Genomic DNA, 19,747 nt, shown 5'->3' on the forward strand with positions numbered 1-19,747 from the left:
TTAAAATTACAAAAATCCAGGTTTTCTCTGGTATAAAAGCGCCAGACCCAAACACGTGATTGCGGCGTTTACCAATAATATTTCAAATCCGAATTTATAGCCGTAAAACCAACTTTCCGAATTTTGGTCTAGTATAAAAGAAAGGATCGGTGAAAACACGCATACAAGTGGCACCCATTTATCCTTTACTCCTCGCTTAGATAATAATCCAAAAGCAAACAATCCTAATAAGGGCCCATATGTAAAACCAGCAACTTTAAAAACTGCACTTACTACACTACTATCATTTAAGGAATTAAAAATGATGATCACCACGAACATCAATAATGAAAAACCTATGTGCACTAAAAATCTTGTTTTTTTCTGATTGGTTTTACGCTTTGATATATCTAAAATATCTACACAAAAAGAGGTTGTTAAAGCCGTTAAGGCAGAATCTGCGCTAGAAAAAGCAGCTGCTACAATACCTATTAAGAATACAATTCCAGCGAATGTGCCAAAATAATTAAGAGCAAGAGTTGGATATAGGTCATCTGTTCTTTCAGGTAATAATATATTTTGATCTAGGGCATATTGATATAGCAATACTCCTAAGGCTAAAAACAATAAGGTTGAAAAAAAGAATACGATAGAGAACCAAAAGATGTTTTTCTGAGCATCTTTCTTGTTTTTACAGGTTAGGTTTTTCTGCATCACGTTTTGATCCAGACCATTCATAGCAATTGTAATAAATATTCCTGCTAAAAAGGTTTTAAAGAAGTTGCGATTAGATCTCCAATCCCAATCAAAAATTGTAGACATTTTGTTTTTGGATACCAAGCTAAAAGCATCTCCTACATTAAGATCCATATGACTAATTATCACAATGATACTAATAACAACAGCAGCTAATAAAAATGTGGTTTGAAGTGTATCTGTCCAAACAATGGTTTTAATTCCTCCTCTAAAAGTATACAACCAGATTAATAAAATAGTTGTTAGCACCGTGACGTAAAATGGAATCCCAAAGGCATCAAAAAATGCGATCTGTAATACTACAGCTGCAAGGAACAACCTAAAAGAAGCACCGATGGTTTGTGAGATCAGAAAGAAGGATGCACCCGCTAAATAGGATTTTTCACCAAATCTATCTCTTAGATATTCATAAATAGAAACCAGTTGAAGTCTATAAAATAAAGGGATAAGTACAAAAGCGATCACAGCATATCCCACCATATTCCCCATTACGAACTGTAAATAGGTCCAATTTGAATTACCAACTTCTCCAGGCACCGAAATAAAAGTTACTCCAGATAAAGAGGCACCAACCATTCCGTAGGCTACCAGAAACCATGGGGATCTTCTATTGGCTGTAAAAAATGTAGTATTATCTGCCTTTTGAGAAGTAAAGTGGCTAATTATAAGCAATAAAACAAAGTAACCGGCTATTACGCCAAAAACTAATAATGGGGTCATACTGTAAAAATTTTCTTAGCTATTTAGCATCAATCTTAATTTCGTTGAAAGTGCTCTGATTTCCTGTTTTATCTACAGAAGTAACACCAATAAAGGTTAAGGGATCCTTTTTCTCTTTTTCCTTTAAGTAATGAGAGAATTCAATAGAATTTTTGGTTCTGTCCAGGATCTTATAATCCCAATTATTTCCATATTTATAGAAAACTACCCAATTAGACACATCTCCAATTTGTTGATGATCCCAAGATACTTTTACACTATTTCCCTCGATTTTTGTGGAAATAGAAGGAGCTTCTGGCAAGACTTCATCTAACCATGGGCTCGCTGGAACTAGGGCCTGTTTTTTATATGGACCATCTACCAAAGCCTTAGCTAGATTTGGATATTTTAATAAAGGACTAATACTCCAATGTACTGTTCCCTTACTTTCTGAAACCATACCACGAGTTAACATGATCTGATTGATAGTTTCATCTACATTAGCGGCATCTCCACCAAAATCTATATTAATTCCAGGCCATAAATGGCGATCCTGAGAATTTTCACCTTCCCACCAACCTAATAATACAGGAAAACTTTGTGCAGTTTGATTGATCTTCCAATACAATTGTGGAGTAAAATAATCTATCCAGCCTTTATTCAGCCAAAGCTTAGCGTCTGCATACAACTCATTGTACTGGTCCATTCCTGAAATGGATTTTGGGTAGCCCGGTCTCCAGATCCCAAACGGACTGATACCAAATTTTACTTCTGGTTTTTCTGCTTTAATTTCATTGTAAATACGCTCCACAAAACCATTTACTTCATCTCTTCGCCAGTCTGGTTTAGTAAGCTTTCCTCCTGTTTTTAAATAGGCTTGATAACTTTCTGAATCTGGAAAATCCTGCCCTTTGTTATAAGACGCATAAGGATAGAAATAATCGTCGAAATGAATTCCGTCTATATCATATCTTTTTACTAAATCCATAACAACAGCAGAAGAATGATCTTGGGTTGCCTGTTTAGAAGGATCCATCCACCACATACCGTTCTTTAAACCTACCATAAATTCTGGATGCTTTTTTACCATAGATTTTGGTGATACCGCGCCTCCTGTAGAATGATGTGCTCTATAAGGATTTAACCATACATGCAATTCCATACCTCTGTCATGGGCCGCTTCTATCCAAAAATTTAAAGGGTCGTAATAAGGGTTTGGAGCTTTGCCCACCTCTCCAGATAAAAAGAAAGACCATGGCTCTAACTCGCTTTGATATAAGGCATCTGCTTGAGGCCTTGCCTGGAAGATCACCGCATTATAATTATGATCTTTTAAAAAATCCAATAATTTTATTGCTTCATCCTGTTGTTGTTGTGTAGACAAACCAGATTTACTTGGCCAATTGATATTTGCTACAGTGGCAATCCAAGCTGCACGAAATTCGCGCATTAGATAAGGACTAGGTTTAAATGGCTGCGCAGTTGATGTGTCTTCTCCTGCTTCAATTTCCTTTATTATTTCGGGAGAAGAAGGATTAGGTTTCTCTACAGCCTGTGGCAACTCCTTTTTTGGAGCGCTAGGTTTTGAAACCGCAGGTTTAGTAGATTTACAAGAATTTAATGCTACAGTACATAGCAACAACACCAAAATAGATTTAATTTTTAGGGACATATAGTAATTGATAATTATGAAACAAATTTTAAAATTAAAATCCAACAACCAAATAGTATTGGTAAAAAAGAAAGAGCCACAATATGTGTCTCTTTCTTTTTTTATAAGGGTTTCTAATTAAAGCTTAGCGCTCCCTCCAGTAATCCATATTACTTGAACTTGGAGATTCTGCATATGTACCTCTAATTTGAGTAGAGTAAACCCTTCCCTTACTGGCTACATTCACTGTATTTTGAATATATGGTGTGGATGTTTCCACATCATATTCTGTTCCCGATTCGAAAACTTTAAAAGTATAATTCCCAGGATCCAGTTCTTTATATTCTCCTGCTTCTTTAAATCCTAAAGCCTCACCCAGTGAAATCACTTGAACTTCTTGAGCCGGAGAATCGTCTGTGGCAGGAACTGCTTTCTTAATTGCAAAAACATCTACTGAAAATGGCATATTTGCCATGGTATTTACAAATCTCCAGTAAATCTTTACGTTATCTAATGCTGGAAGTTGATCTTCCATTGCAAAAATCTCATAGCTTTCTGTAGTACCTACTAAATATGCTGAATAATTCTTATCAGCATCAAAAGAAGCATTAGTAGAAGCTATTACATTTCCATCAAGATCTCTTGCGTTCACATTGAAAGATCCAGATGGGATTAAAGCATATGCATTAGATGGATATACAGAACCGTAAGATTTCCCTTGTTCTTCATCTGAACTGGTTGATCCTACTGCACTAACTTTTAGATCATCAAAATAAATATTTACATCTGGTGCGTCTTCTACATGAAAGAAGAATTTAACAAACGTGGCGTCATCAGACACTGGCTCTGTTACTACAGGGATAGCATTTTCGTCACATGCGTTAAAAAGGAGACCTACTGTAAATAATATTAGTAATTTATTGAATGTCTTTCTCATAATTTTATAGTTATTCAGGTTTGCTAAACCAAGTTTCGTAAGTGTGATAATCTTCTTCAAATGCTCCAAGAACTTCTAATGCATCCTTGTTCCACATATATTCTGAATTATACCTTGGTCTTGCACGATATGCAGGTTTGTCATTATTGGTAAGGTATAACGGATCTGGTAATTCAAAGCCTTTATAAACAGGATCAGCTGCATCAATATCATAATGATATCTTCTCATATCAGACCAAGTTTCAAAGAATGCCCATCCCCAAGTTGCAATATATTTTTGCAACATGATCTTAGACAAGGTTAACTCTGCAGTTGTTACCGGATATAATTCTTCGCTAGTTAAATAAGTAGCTTTTCTTTCTTCAAATAACGCAGGATCTGGCGCATATTGCTTAGCAAAATCCATATGTGCATTTACACCAGCTTGATAAGCCGTAAGTGCTACATCATTTTTATTAGAGATAAATGCAGCTTCTGCTTTAATAAATTGAAGTTGTGCATAAGTCATTAATGGAAATCTTGCATCATTATTGAAGAAATAGATCTGTGGAGATGGAGTCTCTCCTGAATAACCTTCTTCGTTCCAGAAATTCTTAGGAACAAGATCCGATTCTGCTGCAGACCATTCGTTAATTCCAACAACTGGAGAAATCCCTCTATATTTCCCATCTGGAGATGGTGCCATCATTGCAGTTATTCTTGGATCTTTTAAGTGCTCTTCACTGTTTTCTACAAGTGGATCTGCCCCTATTAAACTAGGATCTGTTAGCTCTGGATTTGTACCATCAAGTAAACCAATCATAAATTTTGTTTGTCGGTAACGCCCGATATTTCCTCTACGTGGGCCAAAGAAATTCGTATTGGAACTAACTGTTCCATCAAAAGATATACTAGCATCGTCTTGATTTCCAGATAAAGCCATATCTACATAACCAATTACTTCATCGGCATTATAAGAACTCTTATTTGTAAGTCTGTGTGCATTAATTGCAAGTAATCCATAAGCGAATTTCTTCCATTTATCACGATCTCCGTTATAAATAAGATCTGCTTGACTTAGGCCAGAATCCTGAGGACTTAATCCATCTGTTCTTTCTAAGTTTTCAATACCTAAAGCTAAAAGTCTCTGAATTTCTGCATAAACTTCTTCTTGATCGTCATAGTTAAAAACTCGTTGATCTGAATTAAATGCTTCAGAAACAATAACTGGTCCATGATAATCTGTTAGCATTTGCCATCCATATGCTCTTAGAATATAACCAACTCCTACAAAATCGTATTTTTCATTGATCATTCCACTCTCTATCATATCAGATAGATTGTATCCCATACTCCAGTATACTGCTCTCCATAATTGAGCATAAGAATCTGATAATGGATTACTATGTAAATTCAAAGAATAAGACTCTCCTGAGGAATAAGCCCAGTTTTGAGTATAAAATCCTGTGAACCTTCCATCCCATTGTATTGCCACAGCCAATTCCGACTGAATTTGTGGGAGAAATAGATCTGGCTGCAAAAGGGCATCCGGACCATTTGGGTTTGTGTTTACGTCTATATAATCGTCACAACCAGAAAAGGTAAGTGTGCCGGCTATCATTAAACATGTGTATAATATTTTTTTCATTTCTCGTTTTATTTAAAATCCAACTCTCATTCCAATATTCAATCCTCTTGGTAACGGGAAGTTACCATAATCCAGTCCAGCTCCTCCTGCTCCACCAACTGCAGCAGAATTTCCACTTGCTACTGGGTCTAGACCAGAATAATTAGTCCACAAAAATAGATCTGTTCCAGTTACAAATACGCTAGCTGATCTAATAAATTTAGCTCTTTCTAAAGCACTTGCAGGGAAGTTATAACTAAGTGTTACATCTCTTAAACGCATCCAGTTTATATCCTTCTCTATGAAACTTTGGTGAGGATAAATAGAAGACCAATAAGTTGAGTTTCTATACAAATCTATTGGAATATTGTTCTCTGTAGGAGTTCCAGTATTCTCGTTTCCGTCTTTTAAAACTCCTGTTACAATTCTTGGAGTTTCTCTATCTAAAGTTCTTTTACTTAAACCTCTAGTTGTTAAATAATGTTCGGTAGCATTATATACATCTCCTCCTACACGAAAATCCAATAAGAAATTTAGTGAAAGATTCTTATATCTCAAAGAGTTGGTAACTCCCATTGTAAAATCTGGGTTTCTGTCTCCAACCACTATCCATTCACTAGTATCTAATAATGGTAATCCATTAGAAGGATTAATTAATACATCCCCCTGCTCGTTTCTTTCATAATCGTATCCAGTAAATGTTGTTAAAGATCCTCCAACTCTAGATCCTACACGTACATTCCCGTATAACCAAGTATCGGAATTATAGAATTCTGATACATCTCCAGGAAGGCTTACAAGTTCACTCCAGTTTTTAGTGTAGTTTGCTAAAACATCCCAAGAAAAGTTTTCAGTTTCTACAGGAGTCGCATTTAATTGAAGTTCGATTCCCTCATTTTGGATCTCCCCTGCATTAAAAGTCATAAGTACAAATCCAGTTGCATAACTAAGTCTAAGGTTTTGTACAATTTGATCTACAGAATTCTTATTGAAATAAGTTGCATCTATACCTAATTTATTATTAAATAATTTCAACTCTATTCCATATTCATAAGAAGTTGTCATCTCTGGTTTTAAATCTAAACTAGGTCCTGTAAATCCATAACGGAAACCACCACCTGTGGTTAGCGCGTTGGTGTAGAAAGGACGAATACTATAAGGTCTTGCATCTTTTCCTACCTGTGCTACAGAGGCTCTTAACTTTCCATAAGTTAAAACATCTTTAAATGGTTTAAGAGCTTCAAGTTCTGTAAAAATAAAACTTAGACCTGCTGAAGGGTAGAAGAAAGAGTTGTTCTTTTTAGGCAATGTAGAACTCCAGTCATTTCTACCTGTTAAAGTAAGGTAAAGCATGTTATCGTAACTAGCATTTAAACTAGCAAATGCTCCTACTAGACGACGTTCAGTTAAATTATTAAAAGCTCTATGCGTATCTAGATCTGTATTGTTGATAGACCATAGATCTGGCGCCTGAAAGTCTTGACCACCAGCCGCTGCACTAAAGGTATTGTAATCGTAAACCGCACTACCAATTTTTATATCTGTTTTAAGCTTATCGTTAAAAAGATTTGGAGGAGTGATCTGGGTATAGTACTGGAAAGTAAGGTTTCTCGTAGTAACCAATGCTTGATCGAAAATTCCTCCATAATCTTTACCTGTATTAGATTCTGGATGTCTTACTATGGTGTTTTTTGTTGTGAAATAATCTACTCCCACCTGTCCAACAAATTTTAACCACTTTAATGGAGTTGCAGTAACTTGTGTATTCAGTTTATATCTATCTGTTAATGAGTTGAAAATATTCTTGTTTACATTGAAGAAAGGATTTTCTACTGCATTCGAGTAATCTGCATAATCTCTTCTAGCTCCACCAGGAGTTAAATAATTACTTGCATCATCTGTAGAAGGCCAAAGTAATAAGTGTAATAATGGTCCTCCAGACCCTCTAAAGGTTTGATCATTATCAGATCGTGTATAATCGAAAGTTACATCTGCCGAAAGAAAGTCGTTAAACTCTGCAGTGATCGCAGTAGAAAGATTCAACTTCTCCAATCCTGTAGTAGGAACAAATCCTTCTGCATCTGTATGAGAAGCAGAAATTCTATATTGACTCTTCTCATTACCACCAGAAATGGAAAGGTTATGTTTTTGAGTGTATGCATCTTGAAAGAAATTCTTTACATTATCGTAGAATTTCGTTCCTTCAGGATAAGGTTCTCCAAAATAATACAATTCCTCATTTCCTTCGTTGGTATAACCACCTGCACCTCTATCATAGGTTTGTTGAATATCAGGGTATTCAACAATTCTGTCTATTCTAAAGCTATTGCTATAATCTATACGAGTTTTACCCGCTTTTCCTCTTTTTGTTGTAATAACTATTGCTCCAGATGCCGCTTCAATACCATATAATGCTGCTGCTTCTGGCCCTTTTAAGATAGTTACAGATTCTATATCTTCTGGATTAATATCTGCTGCTCTGTTTGTAAAATCTACCCCTCTATTGTCAAATGAAGTTCCAGAAACAGAAGATGCGAATATCGCCGTAGAGGTTGTGTTATTACTAATTGGCAAACCATCTACCACAAATAATGGCTGGTTACTACCACTTAAGGAACTTATCCCTCTAATTACGATAGAAGTAGATGCTCCAGGAAGCCCAGAAGTACTATTAACTTCTACCCCTGCAACTCTACCTGCTAGACCATTCACAAAGTTTTCACGTTGTGTTTCGGCAATAGCTTCACCTTTAATTTCGGTAACAGAGTATCCAAGAGCTTTTTTCTCTCTCTTAATCCCCAAGGCAGTTACCACCACTTCATCTAATCCTTCTAGATTTTCTACTAGAGTAACATTAAATGTTGTTTGAGTTCCTAGCTTGAGTTCTTGCGTATCAAATCCCAAAGAAGAGATCACTAATATAGCATCAATATTTTCTGGAGCATTCAAGGTGAATTTTCCGTCCATGTTTGTTACGGTACCTTTATTTGTATCTTTTATATATACTGAAGCACCAGTAACCGGCAAACCTTTCCCATCCATGACTGTACCAGTCAACATCCGCTCTTGGGCAAATGCCTGCATTCCAATAAAGCAGAGTAAAATTAAGAGTAATCGTTTTTCCATAATTTGAATCTATTTAATAAACTGTTATTGATTTTTATTTAAATACACACTTAATTCCTAAAATATTAGACTTAATAATTTTAGATTTATAATATTAGTAAAAAAAACACAATTAACGTTAAAATTTCAAAGTAATAGTTAAACTTCTTTAAAATTTTTAGTTAAGTGGTCTTATTTTTTATGATTTTGGATCGCTAAACGCACATTTTTGTACTTCTCCAGTAATTTTGAGGCTTCATCTTCTTCTATATTTAATTCCTCCATGATCATTTTAATTCCACGATCTACCAGTTTATTATTAGATAGCTGCATGTCTACCATTTTGTTCCCTTTTACTCTTCCTAATTTGATCATTACTGCTGTAGAGATCATATTAAGTACCAATTTTTGAGCAGTCCCAGATTTCATCCTTGTGCTCCCAGTAACAAATTCTGGCCCTACTACTATTTCTATAGGGAATTCTACAGCTTCTGAAAGTGGTGAATCTGCGTTATTGGTGATACAACCTGTAATTAACCCGTTCTCTCTTGCCCTCTTAACTCCTCCAATTACATAAGGAGTTGTCCCGGAAGCTGCTATTCCTATTACAACATCGTTTTCCGTGATATTATATTCTTTAAGATCTTCCCACGCCTGATTCTTATTATCCTCCGCATTTTCTACCGCCTTCCTTAAAGCTACATCTCCCCCAGCAATCAAACCTATTATCACATTGTCTGATACTCCAAAAGTAGGTGGACATTCAGATGCATCTAACACACCTAATCTTCCGCTAGTTCCTGCACCTATATAAAAAAGCCTTCCTTGACTGCTTGAAATTTTTGAGGCTATTACATCTACCAGCTTTTCAATATTTGGTAATATTTTCTCTATTGCTTCCGCTACTTTTTTATCTTCATTATTAATATTGGTTAATAATTGAAGGGTGTCCATCTTTTCCAGATCATTATAAAGGGAGCCTTGCTCTGTTGTTCTTTTATTCATAGATGTGAATTATATTCATTGTAGATAATAATTTTAATTGTTTTTTATTGAACTTATTAGTTCATAGTATCGTTCCAATTTAATTCTAGCGAAGGATAATAATTAATTCCTAAGGCTTCCAATCTTGACTTGTGTTGTTTCAAACGTTGCGTAAATTCCTTAAAGTCATTATGAGATTGAGACCAGCCAATTTCTGCAACCGCAATTAACCTTGGCCATAGTCGATTATCTAGCATAGCATCTGTTACTACCAATTCTGTCCAAACAGGAGCTTCTACCCCGATAATCTCTTCTTCCTTATCTTTAAAATTGTAAACATCTTCTAAAGAAACTCCTGTTTTCTTGCACCAATTATTTGTATTCTCCTGGCCTGTTACATTTGCATGGTCCAAATAAAAACTCGTGCAAATAGATTCAATGACTTTAGATTTATTTAAGGGAGCGGTTTTTCCATTCCACCGCTGACTAATAAGTTCTTTACTAACTTTTGCCTTAGAAACTTCTTCCCAGCCAATAGGTGTTTTTCCATTGCTTCTAACAATAGAATCTGCTTTAACAACAAAGGTTTTATAGAGATCATCTTTAATTTCGTCGCCACCAATATGTATCCATGGACCATCAGTTAATTCTGATACTTCTTGAAGAACATCTGCTACAAAATTATAAGTCTCTGGATTTGTTAAACATAATTTGCTCCAACCCACCTTATAACCATCAAACAATTCTGGTGGTGAAACCATTTTCGGGTTGAGATTACTAAGTGCTTCACAGTTAAGTTCTGGATATGAAACTAGAGCTGCATAAATATGCCCCGGAAGATCTATTTCTGGAATAATAACAATATGGTTTTGCTTTGCATAAACTTGTAATTCCTTATATTCTTCAATAGATAAATACCCTGATCTTCCATTTTTAACCGAACCTTTTGCTCCAATTTCAGTTAGCCGTGGTTTGCTTTTTAATTGCAATCTCCAGCCTTGATCATCTGTTAAATGTAGATGAAGACGGTTCATTTTATAAAGAGCCATTCTATCCAAATGAGCTTTGAGATACTCAACTCCAAAATAACTACGTGCAATATCAATCATGCTTCCTCTCCAAGTATACTTTGGAGAATCTTGAAGATGAAGCTTTGGAAGCGTGATTTTTCTAGAGTTAAAAGAACCATCTTCTAAACCTGCAGGCAAAAGCTGTCTTAGACTCTGAATTCCGTAGAAAAGTCCAGTTTCTCCTACTGCCTTAATAATTACCCCGTTTTCATTAATATCTAAAATATAGCCTACTGCTCCTAACTGCTTCTCTAAAGATAGATCTGCGATCAATTTAAAATTTCCACTATCTGAATTATCTTTGATAACAGTATTTAAATTAGCCTTTTGAAGTAATTCTTTGAGCAATTCCGCAGCAATTATACTAGATCCTGAAAAGGAAATATTATTGACTTTTGGTAGAACATAAGTCCCATCATTAATAGCTAAAATTTGTGGTTTTGGAATAATTGCAATCGAAGAATTACTTGTATTATTTGCGATGAATGAATTTGAGGTGGAACAGCCAAATGTAAAGACTACCAAAAATAATAATAGAATGTTTTGAATAAAGCACTTCACCTTTTATCTATTTTAAAATTTTTATTTGGTTCTAATTTTATGGCCCTTACTAGCGAAAAACAAGATATAAGCATAACAAGGGATCACGATCCAATATGCATTCTGCGGATTCACAATATCTGCAAGGTATCCGTAAAGAGGCGGTAGTACTGCTCCACCGGCAATTGCCATAATTAAGAAGGAAGATCCTATTTTGGTAAACCTTCCTAAGCCTGCTATAGACATTGGCCAGATTGCCGGCCAAACCATGGCATTCCCTAATCCTAATAGGGAAATAAATAATACCGAAACAAAACCATCTGTAAAGATTGCTCCAAGTCCGAATATGATCCCTATAATAGCAGAGATTTTCAATGCTTTTTCTTGAGAGAGGTATTTTGGAATAGTGAGAATTCCAATTATATACCCAACCAGCATAGCGATCAAGGTGTAAGTAGTAAAGAATTTTGCATTTACAAATGAGATGCCTTGAGCTACCCCATAACTTATTACAGTATCTCCAGCAATTACTTCTACCCCTACATACAAGAAAAGTGCAAAGGCTCCCATTAATAAGTGAGGGAATTGAAAAATACTTGTTTTTTTACTATTTGTAGTAGCAAGTTCTTCATCTTCTTGCTCTGTGTCTACTTCTGGTAAAGTTGAAAAATAGATCATAATGGCAAGCACTATTAATACTGCCATCATTATTAAATATGGAAATACCACTCTTTCTGAAAGTAGGTCTAGTTCTGCTATTTTTTGCGCCACCGGCATTACTTTAAGATTTTCAACTAATGCGTCTACATCCTTAAGCGCTACAGCACCCAGAATTATTGGAGCAATGGCACCAGCGATCTTATTACAAATTCCCATGATGCTAATTCGTTTAGCAGCACTTTCTATTGGTCCCAGAATGGTAACATATGGATTTGCAGCCGTTTGAAGTATCGCTAATCCGGTTCCTTGAACAAATAATCCCAACAGGAATAATTCATAGGTTCGAGAATAAGCTGCAGGTACAAATATTAAAGATCCAGCTGCCATGACGAGCAAGCCTAAAGACATTCCCTTTTTAAAACCTGTCTTTTTCAAGATCCAGGCAGATGGCAAAGCCATAACTAAATAAGCGATATAAAATGCGAAGGCAACTAAATACGCTTCAAAGTTATTTAGCTCACATGCAATTTTTAGATATGGAATAAGTACCGAATTTAACCAGGTAACAAAACCGAAGATAAAAAAGAGTGCTCCAATTATAATTATGGAACGATTGGTTCCTGTATTTTCATTTTTATGCGAAGCAGTATCTGAAATAGATTGATTTTTCATAGAAGTACTCGTATGTAAGATTATTTAAAGATGATTTGATCATAACCTTAACTTCTGAAAAATTATAGATGATGATACTACACAAATATTTAAAAAATGATTAGTTAAATCAGGCTTTCCAACGAAAACGTTTGAATTAAACCTAAAAAAGAACATTTGAAAAAGGCATAAAATACTTAAGTGTCTAACATTTAGCTTTTCTACCAACAAAGAAGAAGTCTTTTTTTAAAAGAAACAAATACTTTTATAATTTTTTTTATAATCTTTTAAATGTTGATTAAATTTTTATAATTCAACTTATTCTAATCAATCCATTTATAATTTGTTCTAGGTTTGAAATTCTGTTACAAATAGATAGATAAATCTTGTAATTATACTTCCTTAACAGCTAGTAAGAATATTTATACAAACCGTATTAAAAAAACTATATTTGTAAACTTTAATATGATGGGTATTTATTGACCTCATCAACTCTGAAAATGACTCATGAAGAACATTCGTAACTTTTGTATAATTGCCCATATAGATCACGGAAAGAGTACTCTTGCAGATAGATTGCTAGAGTTTACTGGATCTGTGACCGATCGTGAAAGTCAGGCTCAATTGCTTGACAGTATGGATCTAGAACGTGAACGTGGTATCACTATCAAGAGTCACGCGATCCAAATGAATTATACATATAAGGGTGAGGAATATGTTTTAAACCTTATAGACACTCCTGGACATGTGGATTTCTCTTATGAGGTTTCTCGATCTATCGCAGCTTGCGAAGGTGCGTTACTAATTGTAGATGCCGCACAAAGTATCCAAGCCCAAACAATTTCAAATTTATATTTGGCTTTAGAAAACGACCTGGAAATAATCCCCGTTCTTAACAAAGTGGATCTTCCAAGCGCAAATGTGGATGTAGTAACTGATGATATCGTTGAATTATTAGGATGTGAGATAGAAGATGTAATTCCTGCCAGTGCTAAAACTGGGATAGGTATAGAAGAAATTCTTTCAGCAATTATAGAGCGAATTCCACCACCAACAGGAAAAATAGATGCTCCACTAAGGGCTCTGATCTTTGACTCTGTTTATAATCCTTTTAGAGGAGTAGAAACTTACTTTAGAGTTATAAATGGAAGTATTAAAAAAGGACAACATATAAAATTCGTTGCAACCGGAAAGGATTATTTTGCAGATGAAGTGGGTACTTTAAGATTGAAACAAGAACCAAAGAAAGAAATAAAAGCAGGGGATGTAGGTTATTTAATTACTGGAATTAAAGAAGCTCGGGAAATTAAAGTAGGAGATACAATTACTGATGCAAAAAATCCAACTACTGAAGCTGTTGCAGGATTTGAAGATGTAAAACCTATGGTTTTTGCTGGAATTTATCCTGTAGATACCGAAGATTATGAAGATTTGCGTTCTTCGATGGAAAAACTGCAATTAAACGATGCGTCCTTAGTATTTATTCCAGAAAGCTCTGCTGCTTTAGGTTTTGGGTTTAGATGTGGATTCTTAGGAATGCTTCACCTGGAAATTATTCAAGAAAGACTAGAACGAGAGTTCGATATGACAGTTATAACAACTGTTCCTAACGTTTCTTATCATGCTTTTACTCATAAAAACCCGGATACAAAGATCTTAGTAAACAATCCTACAGATCTTCCAGATCCATCAAGTTTAAATAGGGTAGAAGAACCGTATATAAAAGCAAGCATCATTACAAAATCTGACTTTGTTGGATCTGTAATGTCTTTATGTATTGAAAAAAGAGGGCAGATCACCAATCAAAATTATCTTACTCCAGAAAGAGTAGAATTAACCTTTGATATGCCTTTAGCAGAGATCGTTTTTGATTTCTATGATAGATTAAAAACTGTTTCTAAAGGGTATGCATCCTTCGATTATTCTCCAATAGGAATGAGAGCATCTAAACTTGTTAAAGTAGATGTTTTACTTAATGGAAGTATTGTAGATGCACTTTCCGCCTTATTACACGCAGATAATGCTTATGATATTGGTAAGAAAATGTGTGAAAAGCTAAGAGAATTAATACCAAGACAACAATTTGATATTCCAATACAAGCAGCTATTGGTGCTAAGATCATTTCAAGAGAAACGGTTAAGGCTTTAAGAAAAGATGTTACCGCAAAATGTTATGGTGGGGATATTTCACGTAAACGTAAGTTACTTGAAAAGCAGAAAAAAGGTAAAAAACGTATGAGATTAGTAGGAAATGTAGAGATTCCGCAAGAAGCCTTTATGGCCGTTCTTAAACTTAACGATTAGGGAATTTATCTAATTATACAAAATCAAAAAGGTCCCAAACTATGTAGTTTGGGACCTTTTTGATTATATAAATAATACTAGAAATCACTTACTCTTCCGTGCGTTCTACATCCTCTTTTTTCTGTTCTTCCTTGTTTGGAATCTCCTTACCTAGATATACTAAAGCAAAACCTTCCTTGATTTCTACTTCCTGGCTATGAGATGGGATTATCTTAAGATCTCCCGTATCGGACTTTACGAATAAGGGAACCATTTCAGATTCAGTCTTAGAGATCTCAATGATTCCTTCATAATGTTCTCTACTGTTTAAAACGATCTCATGAATTGTTGGATACCTTCTAGAAACCTCTGTAAGCTTAATAAAGTCGTCTGTATGAGAGAATAAACCTTGTTCCGGATTTCTCTCTGGATCGCTCATTTCATCTGTTGAGATCAGCCTAAAAGAGCCTTGTTCTCCAAATTGCTTCTGAAATTTATCTATCGCAGTTCTATTAATATCACTGTTACCAGTAATTGCCATTAAATAGCCGATATCACTTAATTCTATATTATTTAAAAGATCATCTGAATATACACTTCCTTCCAAGGCTTCAATTCCTAAAGCCTTAGCCTTTCTAATGTTTGAAAAGTTGTTATCTACTAATACCACATGTCTATTATTATCCTTCAGGTATTTGGCTATTATTCTGGAAACTGAAGATGCTCCAATAATTAAGATCCCTTCAGAATTTTTTATAAATACTCCAACCAGTTTTGCGAATAATCTCGCAGTAGTAGCATTTAGTAATACAGAACATAGTACGATCATGAAGACCAAAGGAGTAATATATTCTGCCCCTTCAACTCCTTCACTAGCCAGTTTTAATCCGAATAAGGAAGCAATACCTGCAGCAACGATCCCTCTTGGACCAACCCAACTAATAAAAGCTATTTCATTAACCTTTAAGCCGGCTCCAATAGAGCTTAAGATCACTCCTAAAGGACGAATTACTAGAACTACAGCTCCAAATAACATTAACGCTTTAAAATTGTAAACCAATAATAGGTCTTCGATTTCCATATTTGCTGCGAGTAATATGAAAAGAATGGATATAAGCAGTACGCTCAATGATTCTTTGAAATAAAGCAGCTCCTTAAGATTGGGTAATTTGGTATTTCCCATCACCATTCCCATAACCACTACTGCCAATAATCCGCTTTCGTGTGCAAACATGTCCGACAACACAAACACTCCTAAAACAGTAGCAAGCGTAAACACATTAAGTAGGTAATGTGGGATTACATCTTTCTTTATTGCAAACGCTAAAACATGAGCAAATGTAAATCCGAAAGTAAATCCGAAGAGAACGATCTTCCCAAATTCTATAAGTGCCGTTTGGGTGAAATCTGCACCACTTTCTACTCGAATAAATTCATAAACCAATACAGCCACTAAAGCTCCAATTGGATCTATTAAAATACCCTCCCATTTTAAAATGGAAGAAACATGCTTTTTAAGGGGTATATTTCTAAGAATAGGAGTTATTACTGTAGGTCCTGTGACAATTATTAAAGAGGAGAAAAGGAAGGAAATCTCCCATGAGAAATCATAAATAAAGTGGGCAGCTAAACCTGCACCAAAAAAAGTAACTACAACTCCTACACTAATTAGCTTTAATATCACTGGTCCCACGTTACCAATCTCACTTTTTCTAAGAGTAAGTCCCCCTTCAAATAGAATAATTGCAATGGCAAGAGAAACAAAATAGAACAAACTTTCTCCAGGAAATAAACCTTCTTCCCCATTCCAAATAGGTTCTAACCATTTGGTACCATCCTCAGAAATCAATGTAGAGATAGGTCCTACAAAAAGACCAATTAAAATAAGTGGAAGAATAGCTGGTATTTTTAATTTCCAGGCCATCCATTGAGCCAATATTCCTAATATTATTAAACCTGCAAGTTCTAGCATTAAAAAAATATTTTTTTGAAGACGGCACTTGCCATCCTTGTTTTATTCAAAATTTAGTGTTTCCAACGCCCGAAAAAATGAAAATTGGTAGGGCTTTAATTTTAATTTAAAGTAAAATAGAATTAAAAATGCAAAAATAGGATGTTTCTGTTAATTAAATACAGAAGAATTTATCCTAGATAAAAGTTTTGCTTTATAATTATACGAATCCTCAATGTTTTGTTAAAAAATTTAAATTCTGAAGTAGAGCCATAAAGTAAGTATAGCGGTTTTAGTACTTTGCAACTCAAATACCGAGTTATGAAATTATATCCAATAGAAGCAGGAAATTTTAAATTAGATGGAGGTGCCATGTTTGGCGTAGTTCCCAAATCTTTATGGAATAAAACCAATCCCGCAGATAATAACAATATGATTGATATTGCTGCTCGCTGTTTATTAATTGAAGAAGGGGATAAACTTATCCTTATAGACACGGGCATGGGAGATAAACAAAGTGAAAAATTCTTTGGTTACTATTATCAATGGGGAGATCATTCTATAGACAAATCATTAAAACAGCACGGGTTTCATAGAGACGATATTACCGATGTTTTTATGACTCATCTACATTTTGATCATTGTGGTGGAAGCGTGCAATGGAATAAAGATAGAACCGGATATGAACCTGCCTTTAAAAATGCACGGTTTTGGAGTAATAAGGATCATTGGTTATGGGCAACTCAGCCCAATGCTAGGGAAAAAGCTTCATTTTTAAAAGAGAACATCATCCCCATGGAACAAAGCGGAAGGCTTCATTTCCTTGAAAAAGAGGCTAATAAAACTTTTACAATTTCAGAAGAACTAGGCTTTGGTGTGTTTTTTGCAGATGGACATACAGATAAACAAATGATCCCACATATCTCATATCAAGGAAAGACTTTAGTTTTTATGGCAGATTTACTGCCAACAGCTGGACATATTCCTTTACCATTTGTAATGGGTTATGATACCAGACCTCTACTAACTCTTAACGAAAAAGAACTTTTTCTGAATAAGGCTGCAGATGAGGAACTTTATCTTTTTCTAGAACATGATGCTCACAATGAGATCATTACCCTAAAACATACCGAAAAAGGTGTGCGACTAAATAAAACATTCACTTTTAAAGAACTATTTAACTAAAATCAAATATGAAAATACCCTTTTTTAAACCCTTATTTATTGCAGGAATTGCATTAACATTCTCTGCTTGTGGTACAACAAATCCAGTTCTGGTCTCTACACCAATAGAGAATATAGATGAGATTCCTTTAAAAGTAACACCCCTAACAGATATTCAATTAAAAAACTGGGGACAATATGATCTGGTAACAGATACCATCCCAGGAATGAGTATAAACAAGGCATATAACCAGATCATTAAAAATAAATCTGGAAATCAAGTGATCGTGGCTGTTGTGGATAGCGGAGTAGATATTGCTCATGAAGATTTAAAAAGCGTTGTTTGGATCAATAAAGGAGAAGTAGCCAATAATGGAAAGGATGATGATAACAATGGTTATATAGATGATGTGAACGGATGGAATTTTCTTGGAGATGCCGTAAAGGAAAATCTAGAATATACCCGTATTTATAAACGATTAAAGTCTAAATACGATGGTAAACCTGCAAGCTCAATAAGCTCTGGTGATAAAGCAGGGTATGATGTGTATGTTAGCGCGAAAGCTGAATATGAAAAAGAATATAATGAGACGGTTCAAAATAAGAATCAGTACGATCAAATAAAGCAACAACTTACAACTGCTCATAAAGCAGTTTCCGCTAAACTTGGAAAAGAGGATTATACCAAGAAAGAACTAGCTGCAATGACTGCGGATACTCCAGAAATGCAACAGTATAAAGCAATGTTAGGTCAAATTCAGAATAATGTAGATGAAAACATTCCCACTGCATTAACTCAATTAAATGATGCGATAGAATATTTTGGAAATAGATTAGAAACTCACTTCAATCTAAATCTTGATGGTAGAGCAATCGTAGGAGACGATCCTTACGATATTAAAGACAATAAATATGGAAATAATAAAGTGTCTGGACCAACAAAAGATAAAGAAGATGTAAAACACGGGACTCATGTTGCCGGAATTATCGCTGCAAAAAGAGATAACAACATCGGAATAGATGGAGTAGCAAATAATGTGAAAATAATGGTAGTGCGCGCTGTGCCAGATGGAGATGAATATGATAAAGACATTGCCTTAGGAATTCGTTATGCAGTAGATAATGGTGCAAAAGTTATTAATACCAGTTTTGGTAAATACTTTTCTCCAAATCCTGAATTTGTGATAGACGCCTTAAAATATGCCGCTTCTAAAGATGTTTTAATTGTAAATGCAGCTGGAAACGAAGGGTTGGATCTAGACACTAAAATGGTATATCCAAACGATCAAACTCCACAAAATTCAACTGAAATTGTTGATAACGTATTAACCGTGGGAGCTTTAAATTATGAGTATGGTTCTGGTTTAGTTGCAGGTTTTTCTAACTTCGGAAAAACGAATGTAGATGTTTTTGCTCCTGGAACTAAGATCTGGTCTACAACTCCAAATAATACTTACGAATTTTTACAAGGAACTTCTATGGCAGCACCTGCAGTAGCTGGAGTAGCTGCAATTATCCGTTCTCAGTATCCAAAATTAACCGCTGCCCAGGTTAAGAACATTATAATGAACAGTGGTGTGTCTACAAAAGCATCGGTTGTGGTTAGTGAAAATACTATGAACAAAAAGTTTACAGAACTTTCTGTTTCTGGGAAGATGGTAAATTTATATAATGCGCTTATTTTAGCAGAAAGAGAATCTAAATAACAAAT

The 19,747-nt window shown here is 35.0% G+C and carries 12 protein-coding genes; 3 read left to right on the forward strand and 9 right to left on the reverse strand.

Annotated features, from left to right (window positions below; all coding sequences use genetic code 11):
* Positions 1–6 precede the first annotated feature (6 nt).
* From BC962_RS01615 to BC962_RS01650, 8 genes are all read right to left on the reverse strand, one after another.
* Positions 7–1,455, reverse strand: a complete 1,449-nt coding sequence (locus tag BC962_RS01615) for a sodium:solute symporter (protein ID WP_121344190.1) — start codon at positions 1,453–1,455, stop codon at positions 7–9.
* 19 nt (positions 1,456–1,474) lie between these two features.
* On the reverse strand, positions 1,475–3,106 hold the full coding sequence (locus BC962_RS01620) for a glycoside hydrolase family 10 protein (protein ID WP_121344191.1): 1,632 nt from the start codon (positions 3,104–3,106) through the stop codon (positions 1,475–1,477).
* A 124-nt stretch (positions 3,107–3,230) separates the two neighbouring features.
* Positions 3,231–4,022, reverse strand: coding sequence for a DUF4397 domain-containing protein (locus BC962_RS01625; RefSeq protein WP_121344192.1), 792 nt, complete (start codon positions 4,020–4,022; stop codon positions 3,231–3,233).
* A 10-nt stretch (positions 4,023–4,032) separates the two neighbouring features.
* Complete coding sequence (locus BC962_RS01630; RefSeq protein WP_121344193.1) at positions 4,033–5,649, reverse strand: SusD/RagB family nutrient-binding outer membrane lipoprotein; 1,617 nt, start codon at positions 5,647–5,649, stop codon at positions 4,033–4,035.
* A 12-nt stretch (positions 5,650–5,661) separates the two neighbouring features.
* On the reverse strand, positions 5,662–8,754 hold the full coding sequence (locus BC962_RS01635; RefSeq protein WP_121344194.1) for a SusC/RagA family TonB-linked outer membrane protein: 3,093 nt from the start codon (positions 8,752–8,754) through the stop codon (positions 5,662–5,664).
* Positions 8,755–8,925: 171 nt separating this feature from the next.
* A complete protein-coding gene (gene murQ / locus BC962_RS01640; RefSeq protein WP_121344195.1) occupies positions 8,926–9,738 on the reverse strand; it encodes an N-acetylmuramic acid 6-phosphate etherase in 813 nt (270 codons plus the stop codon).
* Between the two features lie 56 nt (positions 9,739–9,794).
* On the reverse strand, positions 9,795–11,348 hold the full coding sequence (locus BC962_RS01645; RefSeq protein WP_121344196.1) for a beta-N-acetylhexosaminidase: 1,554 nt from the start codon (positions 11,346–11,348) through the stop codon (positions 9,795–9,797).
* Positions 11,349–11,369: 21 nt separating this feature from the next.
* Positions 11,370–12,659, reverse strand: a complete 1,290-nt coding sequence (locus BC962_RS01650) for a sugar MFS transporter (RefSeq protein ID WP_121344197.1) — start codon at positions 12,657–12,659, stop codon at positions 11,370–11,372.
* A 486-nt stretch (positions 12,660–13,145) separates the two neighbouring features.
* Here BC962_RS01650 and lepA point away from each other — a divergent pair, with 486 nt between their 5' ends.
* Entirely contained in the window at positions 13,146–14,942 is a 1,797-nt protein-coding gene (lepA, locus tag BC962_RS01655; RefSeq protein ID WP_121344198.1) for a translation elongation factor 4, read from the forward strand.
* A gap of 88 nt (positions 14,943–15,030) precedes the next feature.
* Here the strand turns inward: lepA and BC962_RS01660 are convergent, their stop codons facing one another.
* A complete protein-coding gene (locus BC962_RS01660) occupies positions 15,031–16,893 on the reverse strand; it encodes a cation:proton antiporter (protein WP_121344199.1) in 1,863 nt (620 codons plus the stop codon).
* Between the two features lie 300 nt (positions 16,894–17,193).
* Between BC962_RS01660 and BC962_RS01665 the strand changes: the two genes are divergently transcribed.
* Both BC962_RS01665 and BC962_RS01670 read left to right on the forward strand, forming a co-directional pair.
* On the forward strand, positions 17,194–18,057 hold the full coding sequence (locus BC962_RS01665; RefSeq protein ID WP_121344200.1) for an MBL fold metallo-hydrolase: 864 nt from the start codon (positions 17,194–17,196) through the stop codon (positions 18,055–18,057).
* 8 nt (positions 18,058–18,065) lie between these two features.
* On the forward strand, positions 18,066–19,742 hold the full coding sequence (locus BC962_RS01670; RefSeq protein WP_121344201.1) for a S8 family peptidase: 1,677 nt from the start codon (positions 18,066–18,068) through the stop codon (positions 19,740–19,742).
* Positions 19,743–19,747 lie beyond the last annotated feature (5 nt).

It is taken from the genome of Gillisia mitskevichiae (assembly GCF_003634585.1).
Classification (GTDB): domain Bacteria; phylum Bacteroidota; class Bacteroidia; order Flavobacteriales; family Flavobacteriaceae; genus Gillisia; species Gillisia mitskevichiae.

Coding starts and splice junctions, on each gene's coding strand:
- BC962_RS01650 (WP_121344197.1), bottom strand. CDS start 12,659: ATGAAAAATCAATCTATTTCAGATACTGCTTCGCATAAAAATGAAAAT.
- BC962_RS01620 (WP_121344191.1), bottom strand. CDS start 3,106: ATGTCCCTAAAAATTAAATCTATTTTGGTGTTGTTGCTATGTACTGTA.
- BC962_RS01665 (WP_121344200.1), top strand. CDS start 17,194: ATGAAATTATATCCAATAGAAGCAGGAAATTTTAAATTAGATGGAGGT.
- murQ (WP_121344195.1), bottom strand. CDS start 9,738: ATGAATAAAAGAACAACAGAGCAAGGCTCCCTTTATAATGATCTGGAA.
- BC962_RS01615 (WP_121344190.1), bottom strand. CDS start 1,455: ATGACCCCATTATTAGTTTTTGGCGTAATAGCCGGTTACTTTGTTTTA.
- BC962_RS01630 (WP_121344193.1), bottom strand. CDS start 5,649: ATGAAAAAAATATTATACACATGTTTAATGATAGCCGGCACACTTACC.
- BC962_RS01660 (WP_121344199.1), bottom strand. CDS start 16,893: ATGCTAGAACTTGCAGGTTTAATAATATTAGGAATATTGGCTCAATGG.
- BC962_RS01635 (WP_121344194.1), bottom strand. CDS start 8,754: ATGGAAAAACGATTACTCTTAATTTTACTCTGCTTTATTGGAATGCAG.
- lepA (WP_121344198.1), top strand. CDS start 13,146: ATGAAGAACATTCGTAACTTTTGTATAATTGCCCATATAGATCACGGA.
- BC962_RS01670 (WP_121344201.1), top strand. CDS start 18,066: ATGAAAATACCCTTTTTTAAACCCTTATTTATTGCAGGAATTGCATTA.
- BC962_RS01625 (WP_121344192.1), bottom strand. CDS start 4,022: ATGAGAAAGACATTCAATAAATTACTAATATTATTTACAGTAGGTCTC.